General features: G+C 69.0%; 21 protein-coding genes and 1 pseudogene. 14 read left to right on the top strand and 8 right to left on the bottom strand.

The genetic code is table 11. The features are described 5' to 3' along the window. Window positions 1–12: 12 nt before the first annotated feature. Window positions 13–285: pseudogene (locus tag ACQP0U_RS21540) on the top strand (FGGY-family carbohydrate kinase); the annotation flags it as partial. A 103-nt stretch (window positions 286–388) separates the two neighbouring features. Next, on the top strand, window positions 389–1,636 hold the full coding sequence (locus ACQP0U_RS21535) for a hypothetical protein (protein WP_433309918.1): 1,248 nt from the start codon (window positions 389–391) through the stop codon (window positions 1,634–1,636). 118 nt (window positions 1,637–1,754) lie between these two features. Here the strand turns inward: ACQP0U_RS21535 and ACQP0U_RS21530 are convergent, their stop codons facing one another. Both ACQP0U_RS21530 and ACQP0U_RS21525 read right to left on the bottom strand, forming a co-directional pair. Beyond that, entirely contained in the window at window positions 1,755–3,377 is a 1,623-nt protein-coding gene (locus ACQP0U_RS21530; RefSeq protein ID WP_433309915.1) for a glycoside hydrolase family 30 beta sandwich domain-containing protein, read from the bottom strand. A 177-nt stretch (window positions 3,378–3,554) separates the two neighbouring features. Then, window positions 3,555–4,565: a GDSL-type esterase/lipase family protein gene (locus ACQP0U_RS21525; RefSeq protein ID WP_433309912.1), complete on the bottom strand. Its 1,011-nt coding sequence runs from the start codon at window positions 4,563–4,565 to the stop codon at window positions 3,555–3,557. A 183-nt stretch (window positions 4,566–4,748) separates the two neighbouring features. Between ACQP0U_RS21525 and ACQP0U_RS21520 the strand changes: the two genes are divergently transcribed. From ACQP0U_RS21520 to ACQP0U_RS21495, 6 genes are all read left to right on the top strand, one after another. Beyond that, a complete protein-coding gene (locus ACQP0U_RS21520; protein ID WP_433309910.1) occupies window positions 4,749–5,012 on the top strand; it encodes a hypothetical protein in 264 nt (87 codons plus the stop codon). Between the two features lie 443 nt (window positions 5,013–5,455). Further along, window positions 5,456–7,048, top strand: coding sequence for a glucuronyl esterase domain-containing protein (locus ACQP0U_RS21515; RefSeq protein WP_433309908.1), 1,593 nt, complete (start codon window positions 5,456–5,458; stop codon window positions 7,046–7,048). A 98-nt stretch (window positions 7,049–7,146) separates the two neighbouring features. Beyond that, window positions 7,147–8,403 (top strand): extracellular catalytic domain type 1 short-chain-length polyhydroxyalkanoate depolymerase, encoded by a 1,257-nt coding sequence (locus ACQP0U_RS21510; RefSeq protein WP_433309905.1) that lies wholly within the window; start codon window positions 7,147–7,149, stop codon window positions 8,401–8,403. 679 nt (window positions 8,404–9,082) lie between these two features. Further along, window positions 9,083–9,769, top strand: coding sequence for a Type 1 glutamine amidotransferase-like domain-containing protein (locus tag ACQP0U_RS21505; protein WP_433321006.1), 687 nt, complete (start codon window positions 9,083–9,085; stop codon window positions 9,767–9,769). 304 nt (window positions 9,770–10,073) lie between these two features. Further along, entirely contained in the window at window positions 10,074–10,973 is a 900-nt protein-coding gene (locus tag ACQP0U_RS21500; protein ID WP_433309902.1) for an ABC transporter substrate-binding protein, read from the top strand. An 84-nt stretch (window positions 10,974–11,057) separates the two neighbouring features. Continuing rightward, window positions 11,058–11,825: an ABC transporter permease gene (locus ACQP0U_RS21495; RefSeq protein ID WP_433309900.1), complete on the top strand. Its 768-nt coding sequence runs from the start codon at window positions 11,058–11,060 to the stop codon at window positions 11,823–11,825. 85 nt (window positions 11,826–11,910) lie between these two features. On the opposite strand, the gene ACQP0U_RS21490 is transcribed toward ACQP0U_RS21495, so the two are convergent. Together ACQP0U_RS21490 and ACQP0U_RS21485 are read right to left on the bottom strand one after the other, a co-directional pair. Then, window positions 11,911–12,834 carry an aminoglycoside phosphotransferase family protein gene (locus ACQP0U_RS21490; RefSeq protein ID WP_433309897.1) on the bottom strand — a complete coding sequence of 308 codons (924 nt, stop codon included), beginning with the start codon at window positions 12,832–12,834 and terminating at the stop codon, window positions 11,911–11,913. 84 nt (window positions 12,835–12,918) lie between these two features. Beyond that, window positions 12,919–13,443, bottom strand: coding sequence for a hypothetical protein (locus ACQP0U_RS21485; protein WP_433309894.1), 525 nt, complete (start codon window positions 13,441–13,443; stop codon window positions 12,919–12,921). 288 nt (window positions 13,444–13,731) lie between these two features. Here ACQP0U_RS21485 and ACQP0U_RS21480 point away from each other — a divergent pair, with 288 nt between their 5' ends. Further along, window positions 13,732–14,169: a hypothetical protein gene (locus ACQP0U_RS21480; RefSeq protein WP_433309891.1), complete on the top strand. Its 438-nt coding sequence runs from the start codon at window positions 13,732–13,734 to the stop codon at window positions 14,167–14,169. Between the two features lie 95 nt (window positions 14,170–14,264). On the opposite strand, the gene ACQP0U_RS21475 is transcribed toward ACQP0U_RS21480, so the two are convergent. Next, on the bottom strand, window positions 14,265–14,477 hold the full coding sequence (locus tag ACQP0U_RS21475) for a hypothetical protein (RefSeq protein WP_433309888.1): 213 nt from the start codon (window positions 14,475–14,477) through the stop codon (window positions 14,265–14,267). A 125-nt stretch (window positions 14,478–14,602) separates the two neighbouring features. Between ACQP0U_RS21475 and ACQP0U_RS21470 the strand changes: the two genes are divergently transcribed. The 5 genes from ACQP0U_RS21470 (at window position 14,603) to ACQP0U_RS21450 (ending at window position 19,903) form a co-directional block, all read left to right on the top strand. Beyond that, a complete protein-coding gene (locus ACQP0U_RS21470) occupies window positions 14,603–15,193 on the top strand; it encodes an NADAR family protein (protein WP_433309885.1) in 591 nt (196 codons plus the stop codon). A gap of 420 nt (window positions 15,194–15,613) precedes the next feature. After that, complete coding sequence (locus ACQP0U_RS21465; protein ID WP_433309882.1) at window positions 15,614–16,849, top strand: cytochrome P450 family protein; 1,236 nt, start codon at window positions 15,614–15,616, stop codon at window positions 16,847–16,849. Between the two features lie 31 nt (window positions 16,850–16,880). Further along, window positions 16,881–18,062, top strand: coding sequence for an acyl-CoA dehydrogenase family protein (locus ACQP0U_RS21460; RefSeq protein WP_433321003.1), 1,182 nt, complete (start codon window positions 16,881–16,883; stop codon window positions 18,060–18,062). A gap of 22 nt (window positions 18,063–18,084) precedes the next feature. Beyond that, a complete protein-coding gene (locus ACQP0U_RS21455) occupies window positions 18,085–18,495 on the top strand; it encodes an SgcJ/EcaC family oxidoreductase (protein WP_433309879.1) in 411 nt (136 codons plus the stop codon). Between the two features lie 70 nt (window positions 18,496–18,565). Then, window positions 18,566–19,903 carry an FAD-dependent oxidoreductase gene (locus ACQP0U_RS21450; protein ID WP_433321000.1) on the top strand — a complete coding sequence of 446 codons (1,338 nt, stop codon included), beginning with the start codon at window positions 18,566–18,568 and terminating at the stop codon, window positions 19,901–19,903. Window positions 19,904–19,964: 61 nt separating this feature from the next. On the opposite strand, the gene ACQP0U_RS21445 is transcribed toward ACQP0U_RS21450, so the two are convergent. Genes ACQP0U_RS21445 through ACQP0U_RS21435 form a run of 3 tightly spaced genes read right to left on the bottom strand, consistent with a single transcriptional unit; the run spans window position 19,965 to window position 23,257 of the window. Continuing rightward, window positions 19,965–21,053: an LLM class flavin-dependent oxidoreductase gene (locus ACQP0U_RS21445; RefSeq protein ID WP_433309876.1), complete on the bottom strand. Its 1,089-nt coding sequence runs from the start codon at window positions 21,051–21,053 to the stop codon at window positions 19,965–19,967. Window positions 21,054–21,089: 36 nt separating this feature from the next. After that, a complete protein-coding gene (locus ACQP0U_RS21440; protein ID WP_433309874.1) occupies window positions 21,090–22,094 on the bottom strand; it encodes an acyl-CoA dehydrogenase family protein in 1,005 nt (334 codons plus the stop codon). A gap of 11 nt (window positions 22,095–22,105) precedes the next feature. Next, window positions 22,106–23,257, bottom strand: a complete 1,152-nt coding sequence (locus ACQP0U_RS21435) for an acyl-CoA dehydrogenase family protein (RefSeq protein WP_433309871.1) — start codon at window positions 23,255–23,257, stop codon at window positions 22,106–22,108. Between the last annotated feature and the right edge of the window lie 47 nt (window positions 23,258–23,304).

Genomic DNA, 23,304 nt, shown 5'->3' with positions numbered 1-23,304 from the left:
TCGACCGTCGAGCGGGTCATCCTGGTCGGCGGCGGTGCCCGGTCGGAGGCGGTACGCCGGATCGCGCCCGCGGTCTTCGGCTGCCCGGTGCTCGTCCCACCGCTGGGGGAGTACGTCGCGGACGGCGCCGCCCGTCAGGCCGCCTGGGTGCTGTCGGGCGGGCAGCGGCCGCCGGCGTGGACGGTCGGGCAGGTCGAGGTGTACGAGGCAGATGCCGTGCCGGCGGTCCGCGAACGGTACGCCGTTGCCCGTGCGAACGTCCCCGACCGCAGCTGGACGAGTTGATCTCGGAGGGTGCGCAACTATGCACTCATGTGCTTCAATGCCGCTACCGGATAGTTGATCGAGGCCTCACCACCTGAGGCTCGCAGGACAACGAGGAGCGTGCATGAGACGACGGATCCCCGCGCTGCTGGCGGCAACGGTCCTCGGCCTGGGTCTGACCCCAGGGCCCGTCCACGCGGCACCCGCCGCGAGCGTCAATGCAGGCGGGGGCATTGTCGCCCCGCCGCAGTTCGACGTCGCGACCGCCCGCGCCGCCGCGGACCCGGAGACCCAAGCGCGCATCGCCGCCATCGCCGCGCTGCTACCGGCAAACTGGCAGGCCATGCTCGCTGACAAGCGGGAGAGGATGGGCCTGAAGCCGTCCCTCGCGCAGGAGTTGGTCGCGGACGCGATCGACCCGTCGCTCTACCAGTGCCAGGACACCCAGTTCACCACGTACACCCAGGGCCTGCTTGAGGGCGTCGACGTCGACACCCTGCTGGTCCTGCTCATCTTCGGCGTCCTGGACTACCCCGCCTACGACGCGCTCATCTACGGCCAGGCCAACAACGAGGCGGACTACGGACTGCCCGCCAGCTACAAGAGCACGTTGAAGCGGACCTTCAAGGACGCGCAGCAGTTCTGGGACGTCAACCTGTTCGACGTCAAGCTCATGGCCATGCAGAACGACATGCTGCAGGACCCTTCGCGAGTAGCTCGCATGGTCGCCTTCATCTGGGGACTGGACGAGGACCAGGCGGCAGCAGCCGCCGCCGAGATCATGGCCATCATCGACTCCGTACCCGCGCTCGACGCAGGACGCAACCCGATCTTCACCCTGAACGCCTACGCCTTCAGCGCCGAGGGTGAGACCGACCCGCTGCTGCGGGACGTCCCGGACAAGGTCGTCTTCGGCGAGGGCATGCTCACCGCGATCGACGCACTCGGTCTGGGAACGGCGGGCGCGCGCGCGATCCTCGCCCACGAGATGGCCCACCACGTCCAATTCGAACAGGGCCTGTTCGACAGCCCGCTGACCGGCGCCGAGGCGACCCGCCGCACCGAACTGATGGCCGACGGTTTCGGCACCTACTTCGTCACCCACCGGCGCGGGCTGAACTTCACCGGCGTCCAGATCCACCAGGCGCAACAAACCTTCTACGAGGTCGGCGACTGCGTCTTCGACAACCCCGGCCACCACGGCACCCCGAACCAGCGCCTGCGGGCCTCGGTCTGGGGCGCCCAGGTCGCTCAGCAGGCCACGGGCACCCAGCCCATCCTGCCGTCGATGAATCTCTTCAACCGATTCGAGCGCAAGCTCCCGGCGCTGGTCAAGCCGGACGCGCGCCCGGAACCGGCCGGCCGCCTCTGACCCGCCGTACCCCGGCAGGCCGTCGAGAACGGCCTGCCGGGGTACGGGCCAGGGACGTCACCGCCGACGAGGATCGCCTCGTCGGTGTCCTGTCGGGCCGTGCAGTGCGCGGGTGTGGTCAGGAAGCGGTACAGGATCTGATCTGTGGTCGCGCGCTGGAATTGCCGTTCATCATGGTCGTGAAGCCGAAGGTGTTGCCGCTGCCGTTGGACCGCACCGTCGCCACCGTGCTGCTGCTGTCCCAGCTGAAGCTGCCGCCGCCCCAGGTGGTGGAGACCCGCTGCGGCGAGGTGATGCTCACGACCGCGGTCCAGTTGGTGGCGCCGCTGACCGTCATCGAGGTGTTGTACCGGTCGCCCCAGACCGTGCCCGGCGTCACCGACACCGAGCAGTCACCTCCGGGCGGCGGGGTGGTCGGCGGGTCGGTCGGGGCGGCGCCTTCGCTGATGGTGAGGGTGGAGATGCTCCGCGCAGGGATGTTGACGGTCGCCTGTCCGTCGCCGAGACTCACCGGCTGTGCTGCGGCGCCCAGGCCCTGCGAGGTGACGGTGTATTCGGCGTTCGAGATGCTCTGTGGCGTCTGGACGACGGCATTGTTGACCGCGCTGTTCGAACGGTTGAGGATCACCAGCGTGACCTTGCCCCTACCCTGGTAGGCCGTGACCTCCAGGGACGAAGTCTTCGAGCTCTTCGATAGGGCGACTCGTTTGTCGCCGGGCCGGACGTACTTGGAGTACTGCGAAAATGCCTGGCCACGCCTGAGGACCGCGCCCTTCGTGGTCCCGTACTGCGACTCGCCGTCACCGATGAGGGAGTAGAAACGGCGGCCGTACCACCAGACGTACGCGCTCCAACTGGCCTCCATCGACCTGTGCACGGTCCGCATGATGTTGTCCAGGGTCTCGTTCCAGACAGCCGCGTTGCTCGGGTTCCCCCAGATGTTTGAACCATTTCCGTCGGCTGCGTGCAGGTTCCACTCGGTCATCCACTGGTTCTTGCCGTACTGGTTCGCGAGTGGATAGGGGGACAGGTTGCCGCTGTTCTCGGCGTCGTACAGGTGCCCGCCCACGTAACCGATGTTGTTGCGCGCGGTGGTGTCCTGGAGCGTGGGGTCGGTGTACGCGCGGTTGAATCTCAAGGATTCGCCGACCATGAGTTTGGTGTCTCTGATCCTGGTGCCCTGGTCGCGGACGAAGTTCCGCAGCTCGGTGCCGGTCCAGTCCATCGAGTCGTAGTCCGGGTGCCAGTCCGGCTCGTTCTGGATCGAGGTCACGTCGATTGCGACGCCCTGGTTCTTCATGTATTGCACGTAGCTGTTCAGGTGCTCTGCGTAGTCGTCGTAGTAGTCGGTCCTGAGTTTGCCGCCGTTGATCCTGCTGTTGTTGGTCTTGAAGCTCGCGGGGGCTGTCCAGGGCGAGGCAAGAATCTTGACGTCGGCGCCGTAGGACTTCGCCGTTTTCAGGCTGTTCGCGTACAGGCCCCACTCGCTCGACACCGGCGACACCACGGTCCGAACGATCGACATACCGAGCTGGCCCTGGCCCATCCCGACGAGTGTCTGGGTTTCGCTGTCCGTCCACGGGCTACCGGAACCGTCGAAGATCGGGGTGGCGGCCCCGAAGCCGTCGATAGTCTGGTACGACGAGGCGGTATTGACGGTGATGTCAGGCGTTGCGGCCAGCAGGGGCGGCGGGGCGGTCAGAACTCCCGCCGCGGTGACCAACGCGGTCGCTGCGGCCACCAATGCAACCTTGGATCTTTTCACATCTCACTCCACTGGCTCGTGCGGCAACAGTTTTTGCGAGGTCGTTGGACAGCGCCTGCGCCAGATCGCCCAGGGCTCTCCCGATCGGCTTTCCTTTGAGACTCCCCAGGACAGGGATGGCTTCGAGGGGCCGAGGCACGTGATGTTCGAGTGCTAGCTGGTGGTGCAGGAGGTGATGTGGGGTCGGGCGTTGGGGTTGCCGTTGGTCATGGTGGTGAAGCCGAAGGTGTTGCCGCTGCCGTTGGATCGCATGGTGAGTGTGGTGCCGTTGCTGTTGAGGTTGGCGGTGCCGTTCCAGGTGGTGGTGATTCGTTGTGGTGCGTTGACGTTTACGACGACGGTCCAGTTGGTGGCGCCGTTGACTGTGACTGAGGTGTTGTATCGGTCGCCCCAGACTGTGCCGGGCGAGGTCGTTGCGGTGCAGGTGCCGCCGGGCGGCGGAGTCGTCGGCGGCGGGGTGCCATTGGTGAGGCTGTCCGGGACGGAGCGCAGCGCGTTGAACCAGACGGCGGACATCTTCTCGTAGCCGCCAGCGTTCGGGTGCACGCCGTCGGCGAGGTCGGTGGCGGTCAGCGCGCGGTACATGTCGACCAGGTAGACACGTTTTCCCGCGGCGGCTTTTGCTTGCACGATGCCGGGGATCGCGGCGTTGAAGGTGCGCACAGCGGCGTCGGCGGCAGGAAACGGGATGATTGTCGCAACGAACACGATGATGCCGGGTGAGGTGTTGGTGATCCGGTCGATCAATGTGGATAGTCGGGCGGGTGCGTTGGCGGCGTTGCCGAACATGTCGTTGGTGCCGATGTGCAGCAGCACGGTGCGGGGTGTGGTGCTGCGGAGCCAGTTGACGATGTTGGCGTCGATCTGGTCGATGCGCCAGCCGGAGTGACCTTGGTGGTCGTGGTCGCCGAGGCTGCCGGGCCCGTTGAACTGGGATCCGACGAAGTCGACGGTGTGACCGCCGGCGACAAATTTCTGCCAGAGGCCGATCCGATAGCCGCCGGGCACGGTGAGCCCGTCGGTGATGGAATCGCCGAGTGGCATCACGCGGACGCCGCCGTTGGACTCGGCGCTGGCCGCGCCACCCGTGAGGACGGGCGCACCGAGGGCAACCACGACCGCAGCGAAAGCGGCCAGTAGCCGTTTGGTCGATCTTCTACGCATCTGTACCTCCGGTCGACGAGGCGGTGGGTCGGCTCATGCTGCCGCCGAGGGCTCCGGCCTCGGCCGTCGTTGGGGTTCCCAGCCCTTCTGTGGCACAGGTTACGAAACATTGCCGAAATTTCCTAGACCCTAGCTTCGAGATTTGTCGATGGATATTCGCCCCTGGCATCGAAGGCTGCCACGGTGACAATCGCATCCTCGCAGGTCAGCATTCCCGCAGAGTCGTTGACTGGTGGTGATGTCGTCATGCGTGCGATCTCGCCGGCGACGCTCGGCGGCCCCGGATCCCCTGTCGCCAACCTCGTAACCGCCGCAACTTGCGAGCACCGACCGAAAGTTGCGAGATTCCTGGCGCCGCGCATCGGGGGTGTGACCTGGAATTTCGTGGCAGAAGACCAGGCCAGCAGGGAAATTCATAAGCTTGAATTTCACGAAACTTCTCCGTAACCTGTCGCCACACGGGTGCCAGGTCGAGGTCGAGGCCCAGATCAGCCGGCCTCGGGTCGCACCCGCACCGCACCCCACCATCGCCTTGAAGGAGGCCGCAATGGGCGCCACACACCGCGCGGCGGCGGACACGACCCAGTCGCGCCCGCTGTCGCGGCGATCGCGTCACTTCCTCATTGGTCGCTGGCTGGCCGGCAGATAACCGGCACCCACCCATCCGCATTCGGATCGACTCCGCCCGTTGCCGTCTGGTCGACTTCCGCCCCGGCGCACACCGAGACAGCGGCGCGCGCTGTGGTCCCGGCACCAGCAGCTCGCGTACGGCTCACACCCTGACCCTCAAGCCGCGCACGTGTCGTCCGCGCCGACCGGTCGCGGTAACCACCCAACCGCGTCGAGGCCAATTCCGACATCCGTCGCCAACCCTGGGAGAGGAACCCACCATGACCATCAGCCCAAGCCGCTCGACGATACGGTCGGCGGTCATCGCGCTCGCGGTGGCGACGCTCGCCGTCGCCGGCACGACAGCCGTCATAGGCACAACCACACCCGCGTACGCCGCCTCCACCGTCGAAGACGAGGGCATCGACTGCCCGGTTGCGAACACGTCCGTACCGGCCAGTTCCCGGCTGCCCGACCCGTTCCGCAAGCTGGACGGCACGCGTATCACCAGCAAAGCCGACTGGCGGTGCCGGCGGGCCGAGACCCGGGAACTGGCCGAGCGAACCGTGTACGGGCAGAAGCCCCCGAAGCCGGCCACCGTGAGCGGCACCGTCTCGAACACGAGCATCCAGGTGAACGTCTCCGACCAGGGCCGCAACGCCAGCTTCTCCGCCAGCGTCCAACTGCCATCCGGCACCGGCCCGTTCCCGGCCGTCGTCGTCCTGGGCGGATTCGGCGCCGACACCGCCACCATCCGCAACGCCGGCGCCGCGGTCATCAACTATGACCCCCTCGCCGTCGGCCGGGAAGGCACCCCTCGCAACAACAAGCAGGGCGCCTTCTACACCCTCTACGGCGCCAACAGCAGCACCGGAATTCTGATGGCCTGGGCCTGGGGAGTATCCCGGATCATCGACGTCATCGAACAGTCCGGCGGCACCGTCCTGCGCGCCGACGCGACCGGGGTGACCGGCTGTTCCCGGTACGGCAAGGGCGCGTTCGTGATCGGCGCGTTCGACCAACGGATCGCGCTGACCATGCCGATCGAGTCCGGCTCGGGCGGTGCCCCGATCTTCCGCGGCATCCCCGGCGAGTCCGGCTCGCAACCGCTGTCCAGCGCCTACGGCGAGCAGCCCTGGCTCGGCGACGCGTTCAGCTCGTACACCGGCAACCCCAGCGCACTGCCGATCGACACCCACCAGGTGATCGGCCTCGTCGCACCCCGGGGACTGTTCATCATGGAGAACCCACACATCGACTGGCTCGCCGCCCGCTCCGGCAGCAACGCCGCCCTCGCCGGCGCTGAAATCTACAAGGCCCTCGGAGCGGGGGACAACATCACCTACTGGTCCGACGTCTCCGACGGCACCCACTGCGCCAGCCGCTCCGAATGGCGAACCCCCCTACAGCAGAACATCCAGAAGCACCTTCTGAAGACCGGCACCGCTGCCGGCACAATCCGGATCTCCACCCGCAAGCAGGGCAACCTGGCCGAGTGGCGCGACTGGCAGACCCCGGTCCTCACCGACGGAGGGACCACGCCGCCGCCGACGACCCCGCCGCCGACGACCCCGCCGCCGACGACTCCGCCGCCCGGCGGCACCTGCACCGCGTCGACCTCGCCCGGCACAGTCTGGGGCGACCGATACAACACCTCAGTCACAGTCAACGGCGCCACCAACTGGACCGTCGTCGTAAACGTCAACGCACCACAACGAATCACCACCACCTGGAACGGCACCGCCAACCTCAACAGCAACGGCACCACACTCACCATGCGATCCAACGGCAGCGGCAACACCTTCGGCTTCACCACCATGACCAACGGCAACCCCAACGCCCGACCCCAAATCACCTCCTGCACCACCAGCTAAACCGCAGGGCACGACCGCTGGCCGTGCGCGGCAACCACGCACGGCCAGCGAGCCAGCGCCACCAGCCTGCATTCAACGGTTCCGGAGGGCCAACCCGTATGAGACTCAGACGACTCCTGATCGGCGCCGCGGGCCTCGCGACCGCGCTCGTGGCCGCCACGCTCACCATCGCGCCACCAGCATCCGCGGCCACACTCACCGAGGTGACCGGCTTCGGCACCAACCCGAGCAACCTGCGCATGCACCTGTACGTGCCGGACCGGGTCCAAGCCAATCCGGGCATCCTCGTGGCAGTGCACTACTGCACCGGCAGCGGGCCTGCCTACTATTCCGGCACCCAGTTCGCCCGGCAGGCCGACCAGTACGGCTTCATCGTCATCTACCCGTCGGCGACCCGCAGCGGCCAGTGCTTCGACGTGTACTCCCCACAAGCACTGCGACGCGACGGCGGCAGCGACCCGGTCTCGATCAGGTCGATGGTCAGCTACGTGCAGCAGCGCTACAACGCCGACTCCAACCGCATCTTCGCCGCCGGCACCTCTTCCGGCGCGATGATGACCAATGTCCTCCTCGGGCTCTACCCGGACGTGTTCAAGGCCGGCGCCGCGTTCGCGGGCGTGCCGTTCGGCTGCTTCGCGACGACCGGCGGCTCGACGTGGAACAGCCAATGCGCCAACGGCCAGATCACCCGCACGGCCCAGCAGTGGGGCGACCTGGTCCGCAATGCGTACCCGGGCTATACCGGCGCGCGGCCACGTATGCAGTTGTGGCACGGCACGAACGACGAGACGCTGCGCTATCCGAACTTCGGTGAAGAAATCAAGCAGTGGACCAACCTGCACGGGCTGAGCCAGACGCCGACCTCCACCGACACGCCGCAGTCCGGCTACACCCGCACGCGGTACGGCGGCACTGGCGGGCAGGCCCCGGTCGAGGCGATCAGCATGCAGGGTGTGTCACACAACCTCCCGGTGAACGCCGCTGAGGCGATCCGCTTCTTTGGCCTGAACACTGGCACTCCGCCGCCCACGACGACCCCGCCGCCGACGACCCCGCCGCCGACGACTCCGCCGCCCGGCGGCACCTGCACCGCGACGACCTCGCCCGGCACGGTCTGGGGCGACCGATACAACACCTCAGTCACAGTCAACGGCGCCACCAACTGGACCGTCGTCGTGAACGTCAACGCACCACAACGAATCACCACCACCTGGAACGGCACCGCCAACCTCAACAGCAACGGCACCACACTCACCATGCGATCCAACGGCAGCGGCAACACCTTCGGCTTCACCACCATGACCAACGGCAACCCCAACGCCCGACCCCAAATCACCTCCTGCACCACCAGCTGAACCGCAGGGCACGACCGCTGGCCGTGCGCGGCAACCACGCACGGCCAGCGAGCCCGCACCAACAAGGATGTAGATCAAACGCCATAATCCGGCGCCACCCTCTGGGCGGCTCGCGCTCGACCCGAGCAGGTAGCCCGAGGCTGCCGTCCGGAACGGTCGCCGGCCGGGGCGTCACCACCTTGCGTGCTGGCGACGACGCCGGCATGGCACACCGGTTAGCACGGCATCTGGTCTATCTGGCCTGGTCCGGCGATCGAACGGCTCCCACGTCGTCGTGGTTGACTGGGCCGCCTGCGTGCTTCGGCTTCGCTAGATCGATTGTGGTGCTGTGTTGTACTGCCGGCATGAGACACCGGGCAGGCCTGATCGTCGGTGTGGTGATGGTGCTTGCCGCCGTCGGTGGCCACGCGGGCTGGCGGTGGTGGCACAACCGCGCGCCGGACGGGACGGCCAGGTGTATTGGGCCCAGCACATGCTGAACTGACAGAGCGGTAGTGCGACCTCGGCGAGTAAGGGCGTGGCATCGGACCCGTCGTCGTGCGGGCAGAGGCAGTTGACGGTTGGAGACGGCCGCCAGCGGACGATCTGCCGATCTGTCGCTCGGGTGGGGCAGCTGGGACGCTGGTCCTCATGGGCAACATGATTGCCGTCCCGCGGTGGCTTCAGGAAAGTGGACTTCATGAAGTTTCTTCTCACGTCGTCGGGCATCTGCAACCCGAGCATCGCCGACGCGCTCGTCGACCTGCTGGGCAAGCCGGTCGCCGAGTCCACGGCACTCTTCATTCCCACCGCTGTCTACCCCTTCCCCGGCGGAGGTGAGAGGGCGTGGAAGGCGATCCACGGCCGGGCTTCGATCCCGCTGACCCAGCTCGGTTGGAGATCCCTGGGGATGTTGGAGCTCACCGCGCTGCCGACCATACGAGAAGAGAACTGGGTCCCGGCGGTCCGGGAGGCCGATGCCCTCCTCGTCTGGGGCGGCGATGTGCTGTACCTGACCTACTGGCTGCGCCAGTCGGGCCTGGCCGACCTCTTCCCGTCGCTGAGTGACACGGTCTATGTGGGCGTCAGTGCCGGGAGCATCGCAGTCACCCCGTACAACTGCGACGCCGAATTCGACAGGGGATTCGTCCCCGACGGCAGCGACATGGCGCAGAGTGCCGACCGGGCGCTGGGGCTGGTGGATTTCACGCTGTACCCCCACCTCAATCATCCGGACATGGAGGACGCCCAGCTGTCCCACATCCAGAAGTGGGCGTCCGAAATCCCGGTCCCGACGTACGCCATCGACGACAACACCGCCATCAAGGTGGTCGATGGGACCGTTGACGTCATCTCCGAAGGCGACTGGAGACTGATCAACCCCTGACCGAGACGTCCCCTCCGCCGAGCCATCTCTACACGGGGAGGTCCACAACCCGCGGACACGGCAACCGGCCGCGAAGACCTGGGCCCGACCCGTCGACGCTGGCGGACGCCGAAGTAGCGTTCTGATGGTGGCGGTTCCGATCCACGCGGATGGGAACCGCCACCGGCACTGCCGCGATCGGGTACGGCCTCGTGCACACTGCTCGCTCCGATGACCACCCCCGGCGCGACCCTCAGGCCCGCCGCCGTTGTCTCGCCGTCGGGGGAGTGGACGTGGCTCGGTTGTGCCTGGTAGGCAGGCGGATGTGCGCATCATTTCACTGCTGCCGGCGGCCACGGACATCGTGGCGATGCTCGGCCTGACCGGGCGCCTGGTCGGCCGTACGCATGAGTGCGACTGGCCACCGGGTGACCTCGCCGGCATCCCTGCGGTGACCGCGACCTCTCTGCCGGAGGCGTTGACGAGCCGGGAGATCTCCGCGGCGACCAGCGGTGACGGGCACCGAGGATCGTCGTTGTACCAGCTCGACGTCGCCTTGCTGGAGGAGTTGAAGCCGGATCTGATCCTGACCCAGGACCTGTGTGATGTGTGTGCGGTCTCCTACGAGCGTGTCAATGACGCGGTCTGGATGATCGATCTCGATACCAGGGTGATATCGCTGGAGGCGAGGACCATCGACGGGATCCTGGACACGGTTGACGCCATAGCCGCGTTGACCGGCACCGAGGTCAGGGCCGCGGAGATCCGTGCGGACGCCGAGGCGCGTCTGAGCGCACTGCCCGGTTCGGGGGCCGGTGCGCCGAGAGTGTTGTTCGTCGAATGGCTCGATCCGTTGATGCCGGGCGGGCACTGGGTGCCGGAGCAGATCGCCTACGCGGGTGGACGGTCCCTGCTCCTCGGACCCGGCGCGCACAGCACCCCGCACCGGTGGTCGGTGGTCGCGGACCTAGCCCCCGACGTGGTGGTGTTCGGGCCGTGTGGGTTCACGCCCGAGCGCACCTTCGACGAGCTGTCGGTGGCGGCCCGGCAACCCGGCTGGGCGGATCTGCCCGCCGTTCGGAACGGACAGGTGTGGGTGGTCGACGGGCCTGCTTACTTCAACCGGCCCGGCCCGCGCGTCGTCGACGGCGCGGAGATCCTCGCCGCCATCCTCTCCGGCCGCCCCGATCCCCGCGCTCGGCACGTGTCCACCGGATCCGATTGACGCCCGCTGCGACCCACGTCCGTCAAGACCCCCGCGACCCGCGGCCCGTCCTCCCTTGGCCGGGCGTGGCGGGAGACTGACGGCATGTCGTCGACGATGTTCGTGGTTGGCCCGAAGCTCGGTGTTGCGCTGGTTCTTCTGACCCTTGTGGCGGCGGCCGTCGTGACCTTCGGAAAACTGGGCCACGGTCGGCAGGTCATGGTCGCCGCCGTCCGTGCCGCGATCCAACTGGGTGCCGTGTCGCTGCTGATCGCAGCCATCGTGGTGTCGCTGTGGGCCACGGCCGCGTTCGTCGTCCTGATGTGCGTGGTAGCGACGGTCACGTCCGGTCGACGCATCACGGGCGGCAGCCGAGGGTGGTGGGCAGGCGCGCCGATCGTCGGAGGCAGCATGCTGGTGGTGGCCGGGCTGCTGCTGGCGGGCCTGGTGCCGATGCGCGGCATCGCGATCATTCCGGTAGCGGGGATCCTCATCGGCGGGGCGATGACCGCGACGTCGCTGGCCGGGCGCCGCGCCCTCGACGAGTTGACCGGTCGGCGTGGTGAGGTGGAGGCCGGCCTGGCCCTGGGTTTGCTGCCGCGCGACGCGGTGCTGCTGGTGTGCCGTCCGGCGGCGGGCCAGGCGTTGGTCCCGGCGCTCGACCAGACCCGGACGGTGGGCCTGGTGACGCTGCCCGGCGCGTTCGTCGGCGTGCTGCTGGGTGGAGCGAGCCCGCTCGCCGCCGGAGTGACGCAGCTGGTCGTCCTCGTCGGGCTCCTCGCCGTGGAAGCCGTAGCCGTCGTCCTCACCGTCGAACTGGTGGCCCGCAGCCGGCTCCAACCCACCAGGCCGCGGCTGCGGCCGGGCCAGTGACAGAACCAAACGCGCGACGATCGTGAGCGTGCTCCCGATCGACCATGTGTCTAGCCCGCCTGGTCAGGCGAAAGCCGGTCACGGCTCACGTCGTGCCCGTGCTGGCGGGTGGACCGGGCGGCCAGCCGGCAGTGATGCGCGCGAGAGTGCGACGGCCCATCCGACTCATCGTCGGGTTGGTCTGCTGGTAGTACCAGACCAAACCCATCGCCTGCTGGAAGGCCCATGCCCTGCCGCGCTCCCATTCGAGATCGTCGCAGCCGAGTTGCTGCCGAAATGCCTGACGTGGCTCGCGTTCCAGCAGGTGCCAGGCACTCACGAGGTCGAGGGCGGGGTCGGCGGGCCCGAGTCCGCCCACGTCGAGAACACCGGCCAGCCGCCCGTCGGAGACGAGGACGTTTCCCGGAATGAGGTCACCGTGGTTCATCAGGTCCGGGGCCCCGCCCCTCGGCAATTCCCTCATCACCTCCCACATCCGGCGCAGCGGCGGGACGTCCAGCAGGGTTTCGCTGCGCCGGAGGCAGGTCTCCACCCACTCGTCGTGTGCCGGTAGCTCGCCACCGCGACCCTGGCCGGAGAACGTGCGTCCCCGTGTGTCGATCGCTCGCACGCCCCTGACGAATTCGGCCAGATCGTGCGCGAACGCGACCGACTCACCGGGGTCGCTGTCGGTCGCTACGACTCCGGGTAGCCACGTCTGTACCGACCATGGAAGCGGGTAGCCGTCGCCGGGTTCACCGATGGCGACCGGCTCGGGAGTGGGGAAGCGCGTACGACCCAACAGCTCCCGGGCCGCTTCCGCTTCGCGTTCCAACCAATCCCGCGCCGCGTCGACCTCGCGGGGCTCGAGGGGGAACCGGGCCGTGAGCCGATCCCCGATACGGAAGATGGCATTGACCGTCCCCTGCGAGGCGATGCGCCTGACAGGCAGGCTCCGCCACTCGGGGAACTGCGCGTCCACCAGCTCACGCACCACGTCGAATGGCACTGCGAGCTGGCCGTCGTGCATCGGCGCATCAGGCGACGGGGGAGGGCGGTGGGTAGGGGTCGGCACGACAGTCATCCTCAGTCAGGTGTTCCGAGCGGCGACCGTTCAGCCATCGATCAGCCTCTCGTACGGCGTGCCCTCCGGGGTGAAGACGAGGACGACATCCTTGCCTGCCCCGGTGGCGACCCTGTGGAGGGCAGCCACCGCCTCCGCCTCGGTGGGAAGGTCAAGGCCGAGGGCCGTGGCCGCACGACCGCGCCGGGCTACCAGATCGGGAATGTCTTCCTGATACTCGGCGGCCAGTTGGCGGCTCTCCTCCTCGGTGAACGCGTGGCAGTCGCGCCACCACGGCGCCACCAGCAGGAGTTGCAGCAACTGCTCCAAGCCGATCGCCACGAGGGCTGCGCCGCCTTCCGAGTCCGCGTAGAGGACCGGGCGTTCCTCGCCACCGTCGCCGCAGAAGAAGTACGTGCCTCCGGAACCATCGCCCGCGAAGCCCTCGAGCGTCGCGCCCGATTCGAGATGTACGTCTTCGACGTGGTCTTTCCGGTCGAGCTCGAAGTCGCCTGGCCAGGCCAGGAAGCTGGCGGCCTCGTCGTGTTCGGCGATGGCCGTGATCAGCGATTGCATGTGCGGCACCTTATCGGCTGGTCGCCGTACCGGCGACCGGGTTCCACCGCAGCGCGTACCGAGGCGGACAGGCCCGGCCAGATCCCGGTGGCGGGCTCGATTGCGGCGCCCGGCGAGCCAGAAGCTCCCGTGCCTCAAGGGACGAAGTGGACGCTGGATTCGGCCCAACCGTCAGTCAACAGCTAGCCAACATCCGGTTGGAAGACTGCGGCCAGCAGAGTCATTCACCCCCGGATTGGAGAGAACCTAGTGCGACCTATCAGACGGCGAGGGCTCTTCGCAGTGGTCATGGCGGCGGTCCTGGCCATGGTGCTCCCCGCAAGCGCTGCCTCCGCGGCTCCCGACGAGTCCGAATCCGCCAAGGCGATGAGCAAGCAGGCCGCGGAATCGGCGCTGCTCAGCTTCGTGGCGCAGCACTCTCCCGCCTCCGTCGCCGCGGGCAACTACATCGGCAATTTCTGGGGAGGCGGTCTCGGCGTCATCCGCGTTCGTGATGGCAATTACACGTACGGCACCCACGACGCCGTCCTACCCTCCGGGAAGTGGACCGACCTGGACCTCGGCTGGAGCAACGCCGCCGGCTGGTACACCGGGGCGGGCCACTGCACCGTGCAGTGGCGCTCCGACGGCGGTGGTCCCTGGTACCGACAGCTACCGGATCTCGGGCCGGGTCAACACTTCATCGGTCAGCAGACCAGCTACTTCGTCGATGTGTACGACTGCTAGCGAAGCGGCGTGAAGGGGAGATCCACCACGAGAGTGGATCTCCCCTTCCGGGAGCGTGATTCGAGCGCCGAGCCGGCGGCGTACCCGGAAGGGGTTCAGGCCTGTGGCGACACCTCGCCGGTCGCGTCGGCTGCGCCGACCTGGCGTTCCGCCGCATCCCTCGACACCGATGCGGCGGACCTGTCTGACAGCAACTCGGACAACCGGCCGCGCATCTCGTCGAGGCGACGGTCGCCGAGTGGTTCGAGGATGGTGACGGCCTCGTGCAGCGCCGCGATGGCGGCGGGCAGATCCCGCGGCTTCCACAATGCGTGCAGGTTTCGATCTTGCGGGTTGTTCGGGTGGCATGTGCGACTCACCGATCGTTCTGGGGCGCGTCGCCGCCGTCGAAATACGGCGGCACACGGAGCGCCAGTAGCGCACACTCGCGATCATGCTGGCATCGGTTCGTAGCGTCGCGGATCTGACCGCCGCGCAGGCCCAGGGTCGTCGGGTCAAGTTCCTGTTCTTCTGGGGGCACCAGCCCGAGCGTGACGGGAGTGTCGGCGAGGGCTGTTTGAGCCAGTGGTGGCCGGCGTCGTTCACCGTCGACGACCTACGGTTCGCCACCGCGGAGCATTACATGATGTGGCGCAAGGCACGGTTGTTTGGTGACTGTGCAATGGCCGAGCGGATTCTTGCCGCGCCGCATCCGCATGCCGCCAAGGCGCTGGGAGGACGTGTCGCAGGTTTCGATCAGAGGACCTGGAGCGACCACCGCTTCGCGATCGTGGTGGCCGGTAACCTTGCCAAGTTCGGCCAGCATCCCGCCCTGCGGGCATTCTTGCTGGCTACGGGGCAACGAGTTCTCGTTGAGGCCAGCCCTATGGACCGGATCTGGGGTATCGGCTTGGGCCGCGAGGACCCGGCTGCGGCCGATCCCAGCTGTTGGCGAGGCCTCAATCTGCTCGGATTCGCGCTCATGCAGGTGCGTGAGTTGATCGAGGATCAACAGCCCCACGGTGCGGTTCGAGCGGCGATGTAGATGCCGGATCGATGACGCGCTGCCGCTCACGAGCCTTGTACAACCGCAGTCTGATCACGCCCCTGGTGTCCAGGCCGTCCGGCGAGGCGATCCTGTGCCGCGCTTCGGTCGGGTGATCTGGGTGCACCACAAGGGGTGAACACCTCCACAGCGAACGCTCTGCTGTGCCGGTGGTCAGGTAAGCGAGTCCCGGCAAGGGGCCCCGTGCCAGCGTCACCGCTGCCCAGGGGTCCTTCTGCGTTCTCGCGGGCCGCCACGGACACCGAGTGCGCACACCGAGAGATGCATCGCCGGATCGGCTGGTGACACGCTCGTGCAACGTCACCGGTCGATCCGCTGCGCCCGATGGAACCGGCACGTCGGCTCCGCCGGGCGGACCGGCGCGTGGCCGAAACACTCCGCCGAAACTGGGAGTCATCCATGGACAGTTGCCCGTTTTCTCTGGACACCACCGGAAGTGATATCCACGGTGAGGCCGCGAAGCTGCGTTCGCAGGGTGCCGCTACTCAGGTGGTTCTGCCCGGTGGCGTGGTGGCGTGGTCGATCAACAGCTATGCGGTGGTCAAGCAACTGCTCACCGATCCGCGGGTGACGAAGAGCGCCCGCAACCACTGGCCGGCGTTCATCAACGGCGAGATCCCGCCGGACTGGGAGATGATCAGCTGGATCGCGATGGACAACATGGTCACCGCGTACGGCAAGGACCATGTGCGGCTGCGCAAGCTGGTCGGCAAGGCGTTCACCCCGCGGCGCACGGAGGCCATCCGGCCGTGGATCGCCAAGATCACTGAGGAACTTCTCGACGGTCTGGCCGCCACCGCCCCCGGTGAGGTGGTGGACCTGCGTGAGCGGTTCGCGTACCCGTTGCCGGCCCGCCTGGTGGCCGACCTCATCGGCATGTCCGAGGAGGCCCGCGCCAAGACGGCGAAGGTGATCGACATGATGATCGACACCACAGTCACCCCGGAGCAGGCGCAGGCCGTGCTGGCCGGGTGGCGCGGCGCGATGGCCGATCTCATCGCCAGCAAGCGGGAGAACCCGGGCGAGGACATCACCAGCGACCTCATCGCCGCGCGGGACGAGGACGGTTCCCGGCTCAGCGAGGCGGAGTTGACGGACACCATCTTCGCCATCCTGGGCGCCGGCTCTGAGACCACCATCAACTTCTTCGACAACGCCATCACGGCCTTGCTCAGCGATCCGGAGCAGCGGGATCTCGTGCTGTCCGGCGAGGCCACCTGGAACGACGTCATCGACGAGACGCTGCGGGTCGAGTCGCCGCTGGCACACCTGCCGCTGCGGTACGCCGTCGAGGACATCGAGCTGGACGGCGTGACGATCCCGCAGGGCGACCCCATTCTGATCAACTACAGCGGGGTGGGTCGTGACCCCGCCCTGCACGGCGACGACTCCGACCGCTTCGACCTGAAGCGCGCCGACAAGGAGCACCTCTCCTTCGGCCACGGACCGCACTACTGCCTCGGCGCCGGGGTGGCCCGGGCGGTCGCGACCATCGGCCTCTCCTCGCTGTTCGAGCGCTTTCCCGACATCGCGCTGGCGGTGCCGGTCGCCGACCTGCAGCCGTTGCCCACCTTCATCATGAACGGCCACCGGACGCTGCCGGTCCGGCTGACCGCCCCCGTTCCCGCCGCCTGACAACCACCGACGACCTCAGGGAGCCGCCGTGCTGACCACCACCGACACACCCAGGCGCGAGGAGATCGTCGCGCGCGTCACGGACCTCGCCCCGCTGCTGCGCAAGAACGGGGTACAGGCCGAGCGGGACCGCCGACTGCCGGACGAAACGATCGAGGCGCTGGCCGACGCCGGGGTCTTCAAGCTGCGGGTGCCGAAGCGGTTCGGCGGCTACGAGGCCGACACCCGCACGCTCGCCGACGTCGCGACCGCGCTCGGCCGGGCCGACGGTGCCACCGCGTGGACCGCCTCCGTCTACTGGATTCCGACGTGGATGGCCGGCCTGTTCCCCGAGGCGGTGCAGGAGGAGGTCTTCTCCACGCCGGACGTGCGGATCTGCGGCACCCTGAGCCCGTCCGCCATGGCGGCCCCGGCCGATGGCGGCATCGTCGTCAACGGCAAGTGGGGCTTCATCAGCGGCGCGTTGCACAGCCACTGGCAGGAGATCATCGCAGTGCTGGTCGGCGGTGATGGTCCGCCGATGCCGGTGATGGCGCTGGTGCGGACGTCCGAGCTGCAGATCGTCGACGACTGGCACACGTCCGGCCTGCGCGGCACGGGCAGCGTCAGCACGGTCGCCCAGGACCTGTTCGTGCCGGCAGAGCGGTTCCTGCCGCTGCCGGTGGTGCTCCAGGGCCGGAGCGGCCCGGAAGCGGCTGGCGGGCCCGCCATGTACCGGGCGCCGCTGCTGCCGGTTGCCTCCGCGTCGTCGGTGGGCACCGTGCTGGGCCTGGCCCGTGCGGCCGGTGAGACGTTCCTCGAGCGGCTGCCCGAGCGCAAGATCACCTACACGGGGTACGAGAAGCAGGCCGAGGCGCCGCTGACCCATCGCCAGGTGGCCGAGGCGGAGCTGAAAACCGACGAGGCCGAGTTCCACGTGCACCGCCTCACCGCGCAGGTCGACGACAAGTCGGCCGGCGGCCAGCCGTGGAGCCTGGCGGAGCGCGCCCGTGCCCGGGCCGACCTGGGAGCCGCGTGCCGCCTGGCGAGGGAGGCGGTCGGCATTCTCGCCGGCGCCAGCGGCGGCTCCTCGCTCTACGACGACGTGCCCATCCAGCGCATCGCCCGCGATGTGCAGGCGGTCAACTTGCACGCGCTGATGAACCCGGACACCAACACCGAGCTGTACGGCCGGATCCTGTGCGGCCTCGAACCCGACACCCTCTATCTCTGAGCCGCCGAGAAAGGACACCAGAATGACCACGAGCACCTTCAACGCCGAGGCTCAGGCCGCCGTGGCCGCAGTACCGCGGCACATCGTCGCCGCCTGGGCGGAGCACGACGCCGACGCGTTCGCCCGCAACTTCACCGACGACGCGACCATGATCCTGCCCGGAGTCTTCTGCCGTGGCCGGGACAAGATCCGCGGATACATGGAGCAGGCGTTCCAGGGCCAGCTCAAGGGCACCCGGGTCACCGGCACGCCGGTCGACGCCCGCCTGATCGCGCCCGGCGTCGCGGTGCTGACGACCGAGGGCGGTGTCCTGGAGCCCGGCACCGAGGACGTGTCGCCGGCCCGCGCCATCCGGGCGTCCTGGATCCTCGTCGAGCGCGACGGCGAGTGGCTGCTGGCGGCCTACCAGAACAGCCCGCGCGGCGAGTCGTGAGCAACCCGGCCAGGAAGGGGCAGCCGTGAGCGCACAGGTGGGAGAGCGTGCCGTCGTTCTCGGCGGCAGCATGGCAGGCCTGCTCGCGGCGCGGGTGCTGGCCGACGCGTACGCCGAGGTGGTCATCGTCGACCGCGACCGGCTTACCGGCGTCTCCACCGCCAGACGTGGCGTGTCACAGGGCCGGCACGTGCACGGTCTGCTCGCCCGGGGCCAGCAGATCCTGGACGAGCTGTTTCCCGGTTTCACAGCGGCGGCGGTGGCCGCCGGGGTGCCGACCGGCGACCTGGGCGAGCTGCGGTGGTTCTTCAACGGGCGCCCGCTGGCGCCGGCCAGTACCGGGCTGACCTGCGTGTCGGCCGCCCGTCCGGTGCTGGAGCAGCTGGTGCGCGAACGGGTGGCCGAGCTTCCGGCCGTACGCTTCGCCGAAGAGCGCGACATCGTCGGGCTGACCACCACCCCGGACCGTCGGCGGGTCACCGGCGTGCGGGTGCAGGGGCGCGACGGCGCGGCCGAGGAAACGGTCACCGCGGACCTGGTGGTCGATGCCACCGGCCGCGGGTCGCGCACCCCGGTCTGGCTGGAGGAACTGGGGTACAGCCGGCCGGACGAGGACCGGATCCGGATCGACCTGACCTACACGACGCGCCTCTATCGGCTGGCCTCGGACGACGTTCTGAAGGGCGACCTGTCGATCAACCCGGTGTCGTCGCCGTCGCACCCCCGTGGCGCCTTCCTGTCGCGCATTGACGGTGGCCGTTGCATCGTCTCTCTGACCGGGGTGCTCGGCGACAGCGCGCCGGCCGACCCGGCCGGATTCCTGGAGTTCGTCAAGTCGCTGCCCGTTCCGGACATCTACCAGGCCATCCAGGACGCCGAGCCGCTGGACGAGCCCGTGTCCCTGCGGTACCCGGCCAGCGTCCGTCGCCACTACGAGCGGTTGTCCCGGCTGCCGGACGGCTTCCTGGTCCTCGGTGACGCGGCGTGCAGCTTCAACCCGGTCTACGGCCAGGGCATGACAGTGGCGGCGTTGGAGGCGCTGACCCTGCGCGACCACCTGGCCGGCGGCACGGCACCCCGGCCGACCGACTTCCAACAGGCCGTGTCCGCGGTCACCGACGTGCCCTGGGAGATCTCAGCGGGTGGTGACCTGAGCTTCCCGCAGGTGCGGGGCCCGCGACCGCTCAAGGTACGGATGGCGAACGCGTACATGGCCAAGATGCAGGCGGCCGCGACCCGTGACCCGCAGGTGACGCGGACCTTCATGCGGGTGGCGGGGCTCGTCGAACCGCCACAGGCCCTGATGCGGCCCGCGATGATGCTCCGGGTGCTGACCCGCAGCCGCCGTCCGGCACCGGAGGTGCCGGCGTGGCAACCCGATGCCGTCGGCACTGCCTCGGAGGTCTGATCCCAGAAATTCGGTGCCCCGGCCCTTCTGGACCGGGGCACCGACGTGTGCGGGCCCGCCGTCAGCCGGCGAGCACACCGCGCTTGCGCAGCAACGGGAGGACGCCCTCCCCGACGACGTAGGCCTCTTCGAGGTGCGGTTGCGCCGACAGGATCAGGTGGTCCAGGCCGAGCCGGTGGTACTCCTCGATCCGGTCCGCCACGTCCTCGTGGCTGCCCACCAGCGCGGTGCCCACGCCGGGACGGACCAGGCCGTATCCGGCCCAGACGTTCGGGTAGACCTCCAGGTCGTCGGTACGCCCACCGTGCAGCGCCGCCATCCGCCGCTGCCCCTGTGACTCGGTGGATCGGAAGCGCTGCTGCGCCTGCCGGATCCGCGCCGGGTCCATGCCGTCGACCAGTTGCCGCGCCACCTGCCAGGCCTGCGCGGACGTGTCCCGGGCGATGACGTGGAAGCGGGTGCCGAAGGTCAGTGTGCGTCCGTGCGCTTCGGCGAGTTCGCGGGCTCGGCCCATCGCCTCCGCGATGGCCGCCGGTGGCTCGCCCCAGGCCAGCAACACGTCGGCGTGTGCGGCCGCCACCTCCCGGGCCGCGTCGGAGGAGCCGCCGACGAAGATCTCCGGAGCGACCGGGTACGGCCGGGTGAGCAGGCCCGCGCGGATGCGGTAGTGCGTGCCGGTGTGGTCGAACCGCTCACCGGTCCAGGCTCGGCGGAACACGTCGAGGAACTCGCCGGTGCGGGCGTACCGTTCGTCGTGCGACAACCAGTCGCCGTAGCGCCGCTGCTCGTCGGCGTCGCCGCCGGTGACCACGTTGAGCTGGAGGCGGCCGCCGGAGAGACGTTGAAGGGTCGCCGCCGACTGCGCGGCCAGCACCGGCGAGATGAGCCCGGGGCGCATCGCCACCATGAAGCGGATCCGCCGGGTGTCCGCGGCGAGCGCGGCAGACACCAGCCACGGGTCCTCGCAGAACATGCCGAACGGCACGAGCATGCCGGTGAAGCCGAATCGGTCCGCCGCGAGGGCGACCTGACGCAGGTAGTCCGGGTCGACGTCGCGGCGCGCGCCGGGCGGCGGCGGGCCGGAGGAGGGCTGGGCCACCTCGCGTCCGTCCCCGTGTGTGGGCAGGAACCAGTGCAGCTGCAACGACATGTGTCGTCCTCTCGATTCGGCGACGAGCGCCGGCGGTCAGCTCAGCAGCAGGGCCGCGAGCACGTCGTGCGGTGGCACGGAGGTGACCCGGTGAGCGTCGAGCCACAGCGCCCGGCGGTAGCGCAGGTGCAGGCCGAACTCCCAGGTCATGGCGATGCCACCGCAGACCTGCAGGGCTACCTCGCAGGCCAGCACGGCCGCGCGCGGACCGGCCACGGCGGCACAGGCCACCGCCTCAACGGCGCCGACGCCGTTCAGCGTCACCGCCGCCCGGTAGGCCAGCGACCGTGCGGTCTCGATCTCCGCGTACGCCTCGGCCAGCTGGTGTGCCACCGCCTGGAACGAGCCGATCGGCTGGCCGAACTGGGTCCGGATTCCGGCGTACCGCACGGCTTCGGCCAGGGCGCCGTCCGCGACACCCACCGCCTCGCAGGCCAGCAGCATGGCACTTCGCAACCGCAGCGCGGGCAGCAACTCGGCGGTGCGGCCGGGGTCGGCGAGCAGTCGGGCCGGCGCGTGTAGCAGCCGGACGGTGGCGTACCGGCGCAGCGGGTCGACGTCGTCCCGCACGGCGACGGAGGCCTCCGAGGGCGCGACGCCGAACAGCGCCACCCCCTGGCGGGTCGTGGCGGCCACCACCAGTTCCGTGGCCAGGTGCGCGTCGACCACGCCGGGTGCGCTCCCGCTGATCCGCCAGCCCGGCGCATCGTGCGCGGCGCACGTGTCCGAGGAGTCGACCAGCGCGGCCGGTCCGGGTAGCGGCAGCCCCGCCGACTGGTACACCGGCAGAGCCGATCCGGCCGTGCCGACCCATGGTTGCGGGAGTAGCGCCCGCCCGCTTTCCTCGGCGAGCAGGGCGAGATCCACCGGTCCGAGTTCCGCATCCAGCCAGCCCTGTCGGTCCAGCGCGGCCCAGTCCTCCGGATCGAGGAGGCCGTGATCCGCCGTCGCGGCGAGCCGGGACGGTGGGAAGCGGTCGCTCAGATGGCGTCGGGCCGCGTCGGCCAGGCTCCGCTGTGCGGTCGTGGTCGCGAAGTCCATGGTGCACTCTCCTAACGGTGCCGAGGAAGGCCGAGAACACGTTCGGCGACGATCCCGCGCAGGATCTCCGAGGTGCCGCCCTCGACGGTGTTCGCGCGGCTGCGCAGCTGCGCCCGCCGCCAGTACGCCGCCCACTGGTCGGCGTGTCCGGCGGTGTCGCCCTGCACCAGCCGCAGTCCCAGCCGGCACATCTGCTGGTGGGTCTGCGACCAGCGCAGCTTGAGCACCGAGCTCTCCGGGCCGGGCTCGCCGCCCCGTTGCAGCTGCGCGAGCGCGCGATAACCGGTGAAGCGCAACCCCTGAAGCCGCACGTGCAGATCGGCGATCTCCCGGCGCACGGACTGGTCGGCGGTGGCACCGACCGCGTGCGCGGTACGGATCAGCCGGTCCAGTTGCACCGCCAGGCGAGCGGTGAGCGTGATGCCGAACGTGCCGCGTTCGTGCGAGAGGGTGGTGAGCGCGACCCGCCAGCCTTCGCCGCGCGCGCCCACGATGCTGTCCTCGGGCAGTTCCACGCCGGTCAGCACGATCTCGCTGAAGTCGGTGTCACCGGAGATCTGGCGCAGCGGGCGCACCTCGACGCCGGGGGCGCGCATGTCGAGCAGGAAACAGGTCAGGCCGCGATGCTTGGGCGCGTCGGGTTCGGTGCGGGCCAGCAGTAGGCAGCGGTCGGCGAGATGGGCGTACGACGACCACACCTTCTCGCCGGTGACCGTCCACCCGTGCGCGGTCCGCTCCGCCCGGGTGCGCACCGCGGCCAGGTCCGAGCCGGCCTCCGGCTCCGAGAAACCCTGGCAGTAGATGATGTCGCCGGACAGGATCCCCGGAAGGTTGACGGCCTGCTGGGCCGCGGTGCCGTACCGGATCAGCGTGGGACCGACCATGTGCAGGCCGATGACGTTGACGTGGTCCGGGGCGCCGGCCAGCGCGCTCTCCTCGGCGTGGATCGCCTGGTACAGCGGTGGCAGGCCCCGCCCGCCGTGCTCGCGCGGCCACGTCAGGCCGGCGTACCCAGCCTTGCCGAGGGTGGCGCTCCACTGCCGCATCTCCGGCTCCGGCCACGGCTGTGGCGGACCTGCGGAGGGGGCCGGCACATGCGCGCGCAACCAGGCGCGCAGCTCGGCCCGGAATTCGCCTTCTTCGTCGTTGTCGTCCAGCCGCATAGAGGCACGCTAATGCCCACGGGGGCCGGCGTCGCCATTTGTCGGCG

Origin of the sequence: Micromonospora sp. CA-269861, from assembly GCF_050948505.1 — a bacterium.
GTDB lineage: Bacteria > Actinomycetota > Actinomycetes > Mycobacteriales > Micromonosporaceae > Micromonospora.
This window is presented reverse-complemented; position numbering and strand designations above follow the sequence as displayed.

Excerpts from the sequence above, each read along its gene's own strand:
- ACQP0U_RS21535 (WP_433309918.1), top strand. The coding sequence starts at position 389 with ATGAGACGACGGATCCCCGCGCTGCTGGCGGCAACGGTCCTCGGCCTG.
- ACQP0U_RS21525 (WP_433309912.1), bottom strand. The coding sequence starts at position 4,565 with ATGCGTAGAAGATCGACCAAACGGCTACTGGCCGCTTTCGCTGCGGTC.
- ACQP0U_RS21515 (WP_433309908.1), top strand. The coding sequence starts at position 5,456 with ATGACCATCAGCCCAAGCCGCTCGACGATACGGTCGGCGGTCATCGCG.
- ACQP0U_RS21510 (WP_433309905.1), top strand. The coding sequence starts at position 7,147 with ATGAGACTCAGACGACTCCTGATCGGCGCCGCGGGCCTCGCGACCGCG.
- ACQP0U_RS21505 (WP_433321006.1), top strand. The coding sequence starts at position 9,083 with ATGAAGTTTCTTCTCACGTCGTCGGGCATCTGCAACCCGAGCATCGCC.
- ACQP0U_RS21495 (WP_433309900.1), top strand. The coding sequence starts at position 11,058 with ATGTCGTCGACGATGTTCGTGGTTGGCCCGAAGCTCGGTGTTGCGCTG.
- ACQP0U_RS21490 (WP_433309897.1), bottom strand. The coding sequence starts at position 12,834 with ATGCACGACGGCCAGCTCGCAGTGCCATTCGACGTGGTGCGTGAGCTG.
- ACQP0U_RS21485 (WP_433309894.1), bottom strand. The coding sequence starts at position 13,443 with ATGCAATCGCTGATCACGGCCATCGCCGAACACGACGAGGCCGCCAGC.
- ACQP0U_RS21480 (WP_433309891.1), top strand. The coding sequence starts at position 13,732 with ATGGCGGCGGTCCTGGCCATGGTGCTCCCCGCAAGCGCTGCCTCCGCG.
- ACQP0U_RS21470 (WP_433309885.1), top strand. The coding sequence starts at position 14,603 with ATGCTGGCATCGGTTCGTAGCGTCGCGGATCTGACCGCCGCGCAGGCC.
- ACQP0U_RS21465 (WP_433309882.1), top strand. The coding sequence starts at position 15,614 with ATGGACAGTTGCCCGTTTTCTCTGGACACCACCGGAAGTGATATCCAC.
- ACQP0U_RS21455 (WP_433309879.1), top strand. The coding sequence starts at position 18,085 with ATGACCACGAGCACCTTCAACGCCGAGGCTCAGGCCGCCGTGGCCGCA.
- ACQP0U_RS21450 (WP_433321000.1), top strand. The coding sequence starts at position 18,566 with ATGGCAGGCCTGCTCGCGGCGCGGGTGCTGGCCGACGCGTACGCCGAG.
- ACQP0U_RS21445 (WP_433309876.1), bottom strand. The coding sequence starts at position 21,053 with ATGTCGTTGCAGCTGCACTGGTTCCTGCCCACACACGGGGACGGACGC.
- ACQP0U_RS21440 (WP_433309874.1), bottom strand. The coding sequence starts at position 22,094 with ATGGACTTCGCGACCACGACCGCACAGCGGAGCCTGGCCGACGCGGCC.
- ACQP0U_RS21435 (WP_433309871.1), bottom strand. The coding sequence starts at position 23,257 with ATGCGGCTGGACGACAACGACGAAGAAGGCGAATTCCGGGCCGAGCTG.